This window comes from Corallococcus sp. CA041A (assembly GCF_003612075.1).
Classification (GTDB): Bacteria; Myxococcota; Myxococcia; order Myxococcales; family Myxococcaceae; genus Corallococcus; species Corallococcus exiguus.
This window is the reverse complement of sequence record NZ_RAWF01000377.1, coordinates 1-7,162: the sequence shown is the minus strand read 5'-3', so window position 1 is coordinate 7,162 and position 7,162 is coordinate 1. Positions and strand designations below refer to the sequence as shown.

Sequence of the window (7,162 nt, the reverse complement as noted above, 5' to 3'; positions counted from 1 at the left end):
ACAGGCCCCACCCGGCCGGACGGCCAGGGCCCCTTCACCCCTCTTCCAGGCCTGCCATACGGCCAGTCATTTCTTCCCCCACGATTCGGTCGAGTCCGTAACTTCTTCAGACGTCACCGCCGACCCACCGCGAAAGTGCCCGGAATTCCCGGGAGCGGCGGGCAGGCACGCGGTTCGCAATAGCGATGGAGTGTCGAGGAACCGAACCCGTGTCCCAGTCTTCCGCAAGAAATCGCCTGGTCCTGCCCTACCGCGTCCACTACGCACCGCCCGCGTGGCGGGAGGTGGGGCGGATGTCGTCCGAGGCCTTCGAGGCCCTGCAACAGACCCTGGCGCGGCTGGCGGAGCGGACGAAGTCGCACGACTCGGTGGCGGGACCCGCGCGGCACCGCGTGGAGGGCCACGACCTGGAGCTCGTCTACGAGAAGGACCCTCGCGCCAGCACGCTCACGCTGCTCGCGGTGACGCGGCTGGGCTGACGCACGAAGGTCCCTCGTTCGCGCGAGGCCCCCGGCTTCAGGCGAACCGGCCGGACAGCCGGCCCACGGTGGCCAGCAGCTCGTCCGGGACGATGGGCTTCTTCAGCAGGCCGCCCGTGTCCGGCAGCGCCTCCGCCCCCACGCCCGACAGCAGCAGCACCGGCACGGCCTTCAGCCGGGGCCAGTCCGCACGCAGGTGGCGCAGGAACTCCGGGCCGTCCATCACCGGCATCCTCAGGTCCAGCAGGATGAGGCTCGGCGGGGGCAGGTGCTGGAGCTCGTCCAGGGCCTCTCGGCCATTGGCGGCGACGGCCACCTCGTAGCCGTCGGCTTCCAGGATTTCGGCGATGGCGGCGCGAGCATCCTCGTCGTCCTCCACCACCAGCACGGGCTTGTGCGGCGCGGGCTGAACCATGTCCCGCAGCATAGAGACCCCCTCCCCCACACGGACACGCCTTCCCGGAATACCCAGACAACTGGTGGACAGATGGCTACCCTGGAGGATGACCCCCTTGGGGCCGGAGCGGCCACTCTGGGAGGTTCGGGGGGCATGCTGACGCTGCCCGTCTACCTGGAGCTGGGCGCGGTGGGGCTGGGAGCCCTGTCAGGGGCGCTGCACGCGCTGCGGAGGGAGCTGGACGCCATGGCGGTGCTGGCCCTCTCCATCTGCACCAGCGTGGGGGGCGGCATGCTGCGCGACGTGCTGCTCGGGCAAACGCCCGCGGCGCTGCGCTCTTCGCGCTACCTGCTGGCGGTGGGCGCTTGCGCGGTGCTGGCCGTCCTCTTCGCGCCGTGGCTGTCCCGGCTGCACCGGGCGCTGGACGTGGTGGACGCGCTGCTGTTGGGCATGTGGGTGGTGCTGGGGCTGGAGAAGGCGCTCGCGTTCCAGCTGCCCCTGCCGTCCGCGGTGTTCCTGGGGGTCGTCACCTCCGTGGGCGGCGGCGTCATCCGGGACGTGCTCCTGGGCGAGCGCACCGCGCTGGTGTCTCCCGGCGAGCTGTATGCCACCGTCGCGCTGCTGTGCGGCCTGCTCTACGTCGCGCTCGCGGTGGGCCTGAAGCTGCCCGCGCCCCTGGCGGAGGCCGCCGCCATCGCCGGGGCCAGCCTGCTGCGCCTCACCGCCATGTGGCGCCGGTGGCGGCTGCCGCACCGGTTCGACCTGCTCCAACTGCTGGACCGGATCCAGGCCCGCCGCCCTCGCGGACCGCCCTGAGGCTGGAGCCGCGCCTCCGGAATATCTTTTGGACAGAAACGAACTTTCCGGTCCAGAATTCTCCGACAGGTGCCGCAACCCCGTTAGGACCGCGGATCATTTCGGAGGGGAAGCAGGCTCGCAAACGTGTGCTCCCTCACGGGTCTGTCCCACCAGGGGGGCCCGGGGGGTTAGCGGGGCCTGGAGCCCCTTCCTACCTTGGGCCGACCATGTCGCTGAGGAGCCAGGAACAGGGGAGTGCGCGCATCCGCCAGGCCGGGTCGTGGAAGGCCCGGGCGTGGCGGGAGCTGGAGGCGGGGCGTGAGCGCATCCAGGCGATGCTCGCGCCGCTGCCGGAGGCGGAGTTGATGCGGCAGCACTCGCCGCTCATGTCCCCGTTGGTCTGGGACGTGGCCCACGTGGCCAACTACGAGGAGCAGTGGCTCTTGCGCGCGCTGGGGGCTCCGGCCTTCACGGACCCTGCGTTCGACGCCATCTACGACGCCTTCCGCCACCCGCGAAACACGCGCTCCGCGCTGCCCCTGCTGGAGCCGGAGGCCGCCTGGGCCTACGCCACCCGCGTGCGCGAGGCGGTGGGCGCGCACCTGGAGACGCTGCCCGAGGACAGCGCGGATCCGCTGCTCCACGGCGGCTTCGCCTTCGGCATGGTGGCGCAGCACGAGCAGCAGCACGCGGAGACGCTGGCCGCCACGCTGCAGCTGATGACGCATGTGGAGTACCACCCGGTGGAGGCCCTGCGCCCCCAGCCCGGCGCGGTGCCACAGCACGAGGTCTTCATCCCCGGCGGCCCGGTGCACCTGGGCGGCGACGACCCGTGGGCCTACGACAACGAGCGCCCCCGTCACGTCGTGGACGTGGCGCCCTTCCTCCTGGATGCGCACCCCGTCACCACGGGGGACTTCCTCGTGTTCGTGGAGTCCGGCGGCTACGAGGATCCGCGCTGGTGGGACCCCAAGGGCTTCGCGTGGATCCAGGCGGAGAAGATCCGTCACCCGCTCTTCTGGAGTCCGCAGGGCCACCACGTCTGGCTGCGCCGCCGCTTCGGCACGGTGGAGCGCCTGCCCAAGGACGAACCCGTGCAGCACGTGTCCTGGTACGAAGCGGACGCGTACGCGCGCTGGGCCGGCAAGCGCCTGCCCACGGAAGCCGAGTGGGAGAAGGCCGCGCAGGGCAGTGACGGTGTCACTCGCGCGCACCCCTGGGGGGACGCAGCGCCCACGGACGCGCACGCCAACCTGGGCGGGACGCGCTGGGGGCCGTCGCCCGTGGGCAGCCACCCTTCGGGCCGCAGCGCGGACGGCGTCTGGGGCTTGCTGGGCGACGTCTGGGAATGGACCGCCAGCGACTTCCAACCGTACGCGGGCTTCAGGGCCTTTCCGTACCGCGAGTACTCGGAGGTCTTCTTCGGAGACACGTCCAAGGTGCTGCGCGGTGGCGCCTGGGCGAGCGCGCCGGTGGCGGTGCGCAACAGCTTCCGCAACTGGGACTTCCCCATCCGCCGGCAGATCTTCGCCGGCTTCCGCTGTGCACGCGACGTGAAGTGAGGGTCACATGAGGATGAGGTCGGAGCAGGGTGAGGCACGCGTCGCGGAGGGCTACTCGGCGCCAGGCGTGAAGGTGGACGTGCACGTGCAACCCGGGGACGCGCGGCGTTCGCTGCGCGCGGAGGTGCTGGAGGGGCTCTGCCATGGGCCCAAGGAGCTGAGCCCCAAGTGGCTCTACGACGAGCGCGGCAGCCAGCTCTTCGACGACATCACCCGCCTGCCGGAGTACTACCCCACACGCCGCGAGCGGGAGATTCTGCGCGCCCACGCGGACGACGTGGCGCGGCTGAGCGGCGCGGACACGCTGGTGGAATTGGGCAGCGGCACCAGTGAGAAGACGCGCCTCTTGCTGGACGCGATGGACGCGGCCGGACAGCTCAAGCGCTTCGTGCCCTTCGACGTGAGCGAGGCCTTCCTGCGCAAGGCCGCGGAGGGTCTGGCTCGCGAGTACCCGCGCATCGCGGTGCACGCGGTGGTGGGCGACTTCGAGCAGCACCTGGGCCGCATCCCGGGCGGCGGCCGGCGGCTCGTCGCCTTCCTGGGCGGCACCATTGGCAACCTGAAGCCCGCACAGCGCGCGCTGTTCCTGCGCGAGCTGGCGTCCGGACTGGAGCCCGGTGACGGACTGCTGCTGGGCACGGACCTGATCAAGGACCGCGAGCGCCTGTTCGCCGCCTACAACGACAGCGCGGGCGTGACGGCGGACTTCAACCGCAACGTGCTGCGCGTGCTCAACCGCGAGCTGAACGCGGACTTCGACCCGGAGGCCTTCGAGCACCTGGCCCCGTTCGACGAAGCGAACAAGTGGATCGAGATGCGGCTCATCTCACGCAAGGCCCAGTCCGTGTGGCTGAAGGACCTGGAGCGGCGCGTGGAGTTCGCGGAAGGCGAATGTCTGCGCACGGAGGTGAGCTGCAAGTTCTGTCGCGAGCAGGTGCAGGCGGAGCTTGGCGACGCGGGCCTCGACCTGGCCGCGTGGTGGACGGACGCGGACGGAGACTTCGCGCTGTCGCTGGCGATGAAGCGCTGAGCGGGAGACTGCTTTCAGCAGGGGCCGCCCGGCGCTGCGTTTCGCGGCGCCGGGGCAGGGCCCGAATCAGACGGTGCGACGGAGCGGCCTAGCGGCGGCGCGGAGGATCGCGGCGCACGGGCACCGGCACCGGAGCCGGCTGCTGCGCCGGGCGGGTCCACGCGGCCCAGAGCGCGGCGGCCGCGGTGATGACCAGTCCCCCCGCCGCTGCTAGCTGCTCACCCAGGGGCCCGATCTCCACGGCGGCCAGGGGGAGGGGAAGCATCTCGGTGAGCGTCATGCGCGGACTCCTTACGAGGGGCACAGTGTGAAGACCCGGGACGGGCGGGCGCTCGGCACAGGTCGGGAGGCTAAGGTTAGGAAGTCGGACGGCTTTCGGGAAGTCCCGGGGACTCCGGCTGACAGTACGTGGACGGAATTGCACCCCGGGCCGGGCCCGAAGTCCATCCCCTGCCAGTCGCAGCCACCAGAAACATCACGCTCCTCACGTAATGGGGACACCCGGGCCGCGCAGGACGTTCCCGGGTTCCCCTCTGGCTGGCGCTTATCGGGCGTCCGGGTGGCGCTTCTTCCACTCCACCTTCATGCAGTGGTCCTGCACCACGCGGATGCCTGCGCGCGCCAGCCGCTCGGCCGCGGCGTCGTTGCGGATGCCCAGCTGGAACCATACGGCATACGGCTTCTTCTCCAGCATGCCGTCCACGTGCGCGGTGATGTCGTCCGGCCGCAGGAACACCTGCACCACGTCCACCTCTCCGGGTACGTCCTTCACCGACGCGGAGATGGGCTCGCCCAGGATGCTCCCCTGCTCGCCGTGCGTGGGCACGGGCAGCACGGTGAAGCCGTGGTCCTTGAGGAACTTCGGGATGGCATGCGCGGGCTTGTCCGCCTGCGCTTCCGGCCGGATGCCCAGCACGGCGATGCGCTTCGTGCGCGCGAGCAGCTCGCCAATGCCTTCCGCGTCGTCGATGAGGTTCTTGCGCCAGTCGTCCATGGGGTCTCCGCGCTCCTTCATAAGGAGGCCGCGACCTTCACGACAGGGGACTGTCAGCGGGGCGCGGCCTGGACCTGGATGGTACGGCAGGCCTCGGTGGCCAGGCGGACTTCCTCCGCGGTGGCGCCGGGGAGGCTGGCGCAGAGGAACAGGTCGTCCCCCACGCGCCGGGCGCCGAAGAACGCGGGCGCCTCCGGGCCCAGTCCGCCGTCCGTCAGGGACGGGGCCATGGTCACGCGCAGCAGGGCGAAGGAGGGAGTGTCCTCTTCCTGGTCCAGCGACAGCGTGAACTGCTTCATCTGCTGACGGACGTTGTCCGCCAGCGTCTCCGAGGAGGGCATCTGCTCGCCCTGCCCCGGCTTCAAATCCACGCGCAGCGCCGGGCGGCCGGGAGGGCCCGCCTGGAAGCTGCCGTCGGTGGCCACCTGCGCGGACCAACCCGGCGGCAACGGCACCTTCACGCCCGAGCGCAGCCCCGCGTCCTCCGCATGGATGTCATCGACCGGCGTCTTCTTCTGGCAGCCCTCGCAGCCGCCAAACAGGACTCCGAGCGAGACGACCCCGAGGCCGATGAGCCCCGGGACCTTCCGCGCGTGGGACGCGACCATGCGCACCGTTACTTCTTCTCTCCGGGCGGGGGCGGGTTACCGCCACCCTTGCCGATGTTCTCCATCTTGAGGGAGCCCTCGAAGATGACGCCGCGGTCCATGGAGAGCGACGGCGTCTCCAGGTTGCCCTTCACGCGGCCCGGCTGCTTCAGCTCGATGAGCTGCGTGGCGCGCACGTTGCCTTCCACGGTGCCGTTGATGATGACGGTGCCGGCTTGAATCTCCGCCTGCACGCGGGCGCCGTCGCCAATGACGAGCACGTCCTTGGTGACAATCTGCCCGTTGAACTTGCCGTCGATTCGAACCTGACCTTCGAAGGTGAGCTTCCCCTCGAACTCGCTTCCTTTACCCAGAAGCGTGTGAACCTCACCCGGACGCGTCGACACGAAATCCTCCTCCCGTTTGAACAGGGGCTTGCTGGGTGCTTCGTCTTTCTTCCCGCCAAGGAGCGCCACGCCCTACTCCTTCCTCAGAAGCTTCAACAGCCTGTCGAGGTCATCGTAGGAGAAGAAGTCGACTTCCAGGGTGCCTTTTCCCGGGCTTTTCTCCGACAGACGGACCTTTGTTCCCAACCGACGCTGCAACTCCTCGGTGAGCGCCTTCACCTGCGGGCTCACCTTGGGCGCCGGCTTCCCTGCATCCTTGCCGCCCTTCGCGGACTTGCCCTGCTGGACCAGCCGCTCCGTGTCGCGCACGGACAGCTTCTTCTCCGTCACCTGCTTCGCCAGGTTCTGGAGCTCCGGCAGCCGGGGCACGCCCAGCAGCGCGCGAGCGTGGCCCATGCTGAGCGACCCGTCCGCCACCATGGCCTTCACGTCCGGGGGCAGGGCCAGGAGGCGCAGCGCGTTCGCGACGGTGGAGCGCTCCTTGCCGACCTTCTGGGCCACCTGCTCCTGCGTGAGCTTGAACTCCTCCACCAGGCGCCGGTAGCCGTCCGCCTCTTCAATGGGGTTCAGGTCCGCGCGCTGGAGGTTCTCCACCAGGGCGAGCTCGAAGGACTCGGCCTCCGTGACCTCGCGGATGATGGCGGGGATTTCCTTCAGGCCGGCGGCCTGGGACGCACGCCAGCGGCGCTCGCCCGCGATGATGAGGTAGCCGTCGCCGCCCTTGTTCGGGTTCTTCCGGACGAGGATGGGCTGGAGCAGGCCCTGCGCCTTGATGGACTCGGTGAGCTCGTGGAGTTTGGTCTCGTCGAAGTGGCGGCGGGGCTGGAGCGGGTCGCGGTGGATGGACTCGATGGCCAGCTTGAGCACGCCGGGCTTCGGCGGCGGCGCGGCGGGGGCCGGCGCGGGGG

The 7,162-nt window shown here is 70.2% G+C and carries 10 protein-coding genes; 4 read left to right on the top strand and 6 right to left on the bottom strand.

The window, feature by feature from the left end; genetic code table 11:
- The first annotated feature begins 209 nt into the window (after positions 1 to 209).
- Positions 210 to 479 (top strand): hypothetical protein, encoded by a 270-nt coding sequence (locus D7V77_RS39040; RefSeq protein WP_126936353.1) that lies wholly within the window; start codon positions 210 to 212, stop codon positions 477 to 479.
- Positions 480 to 516: 37 nt separating this feature from the next.
- Here D7V77_RS39040 and D7V77_RS39035 read toward each other — a convergent pair whose 3' ends face one another.
- The gene (locus tag D7V77_RS39035) at positions 517 to 906 is read right to left on the bottom strand and encodes a response regulator (protein ID WP_233597502.1); all 390 of its coding nucleotides are present in this window, start codon (positions 904 to 906) and stop codon (positions 517 to 519) included.
- Between the two features lie 123 nt (positions 907 to 1,029).
- Here D7V77_RS39035 and D7V77_RS39030 point away from each other — a divergent pair, with 123 nt between their 5' ends.
- The 3 genes from D7V77_RS39030 (at position 1,030) to egtD (ending at position 4,266) form a co-directional block, all read left to right on the top strand.
- Positions 1,030 to 1,692, top strand: a complete 663-nt coding sequence (locus D7V77_RS39030) for a trimeric intracellular cation channel family protein (RefSeq protein WP_158624570.1) — start codon at positions 1,030 to 1,032, stop codon at positions 1,690 to 1,692.
- 209 nt (positions 1,693 to 1,901) lie between these two features.
- Positions 1,902 to 3,236 carry an ergothioneine biosynthesis protein EgtB gene (egtB, locus tag D7V77_RS39025; protein ID WP_120581286.1) on the top strand — a complete coding sequence of 445 codons (1,335 nt, stop codon included), beginning with the start codon at positions 1,902 to 1,904 and terminating at the stop codon, positions 3,234 to 3,236.
- 7 nt (positions 3,237 to 3,243) lie between these two features.
- Positions 3,244 to 4,266, top strand: a complete 1,023-nt coding sequence (gene egtD / locus D7V77_RS39020; protein WP_120581285.1) for an L-histidine N(alpha)-methyltransferase — start codon at positions 3,244 to 3,246, stop codon at positions 4,264 to 4,266.
- An 88-nt stretch (positions 4,267 to 4,354) separates the two neighbouring features.
- Here egtD and D7V77_RS39015 read toward each other — a convergent pair whose 3' ends face one another.
- The 5 genes from D7V77_RS39015 to D7V77_RS38995 all read right to left on the bottom strand — a co-directional run.
- Positions 4,355 to 4,546, bottom strand: coding sequence for a hypothetical protein (locus D7V77_RS39015; RefSeq protein WP_120581284.1), 192 nt, complete (start codon positions 4,544 to 4,546; stop codon positions 4,355 to 4,357).
- Positions 4,547 to 4,810: 264 nt separating this feature from the next.
- A complete protein-coding gene (locus tag D7V77_RS39010; RefSeq protein WP_120581290.1) occupies positions 4,811 to 5,260 on the bottom strand; it encodes a CoA-binding protein in 450 nt (149 codons plus the stop codon).
- A gap of 53 nt (positions 5,261 to 5,313) precedes the next feature.
- The gene (locus D7V77_RS39005; protein WP_120581289.1) at positions 5,314 to 5,868 is read right to left on the bottom strand and encodes a hypothetical protein; all 555 of its coding nucleotides are present in this window, start codon (positions 5,866 to 5,868) and stop codon (positions 5,314 to 5,316) included.
- Between the two features lie 8 nt (positions 5,869 to 5,876).
- Positions 5,877 to 6,323, bottom strand: a complete 447-nt coding sequence (gene bacM, locus D7V77_RS39000; RefSeq protein ID WP_014400844.1) for a bactofilin BacM — start codon at positions 6,321 to 6,323, stop codon at positions 5,877 to 5,879.
- A gap of 3 nt (positions 6,324 to 6,326) precedes the next feature.
- On the bottom strand, positions 6,327 to 7,162 hold an 836-nt coding region (locus D7V77_RS38995), incomplete at its 5' end, for a ParB/RepB/Spo0J family partition protein (RefSeq protein ID WP_120581283.1).